We start from the raw sequence: 664 nt of genomic DNA on the forward strand, positions 1-664 counted from the left end.
TCGCCTCTGACTGCCAAGGCATCCACCGTGTACGCTTAGTCACTTAACCATACAACCCGAAGGAGTTTCGAGTTGATAATCAAATCACCAAAGTTGTCTCTCATTATTTGAATGAGCGAGAGACATTCGATTTTGCCGGACTCAATTTCGAATAATCACTGTAAAAGTGATATTCCCAAGAACACTTGAATGTGTTTTTTGGTGTTTGTCATAAAGACAAACATTGAGAACTTTACAAACAATCTTAAAGATTGTTTTGTCAGCTTTCCAAATTGTTAAAGAGCTAGATTTTCTGATGAAAACCATTTTTAAAGATTCTTTTTCAAGAACACTTAAAGATGGTGGAGCTATGCGGGATCGAACCGCAGACCTCCTGCGTGCAAGGCAGGCGCTCTCCCAGCTGAGCTATAGCCCCATCAAGGTGTCGATACTGTCGCCAATTCCTTGGGAAAGAAATTGGTGGGTCTGAGTGGACTCGAACCACCGACCTCTCGCTTATCAGGCGAACGCTCTAACCACCTGAGCTACAGACCCAGTATCGTCTCTTTACTTTATAAACCGTATCAATCTGTGTGAACACTCATCGCAATAATCATCGTTTAAGGAGGTGATCCAGCGCCAGGTTCCCCTAGCGCTACCTTGTTACGACTTCACCCCAGTCATG

2 tRNA genes and 1 rRNA gene are annotated in these 664 nt (G+C 43.8%); all 3 read right to left on the bottom strand.

Going from position 1 to position 664, the window contains the following annotated elements:
* Window positions 1-339: 339 nt before the first annotated feature.
* Window positions 340-415 (bottom strand) — tRNA-Ala (locus tag R7M92_RS25025).
* Between the two features lie 42 nt (window positions 416-457).
* Window positions 458-534 (bottom strand) — tRNA-Ile (locus R7M92_RS25030).
* A 66-nt stretch (window positions 535-600) separates the two neighbouring features.
* Window positions 601-664 (bottom strand): 16S ribosomal RNA (locus R7M92_RS25035); the annotation flags it as partial.

Origin of the sequence: Vibrio sp. Vb2880, from assembly GCF_033337975.1 — a bacterium.
In the GTDB taxonomy this organism is placed as follows: Bacteria; Pseudomonadota; Gammaproteobacteria; order Enterobacterales; family Vibrionaceae; genus Vibrio; species Vibrio alginolyticus.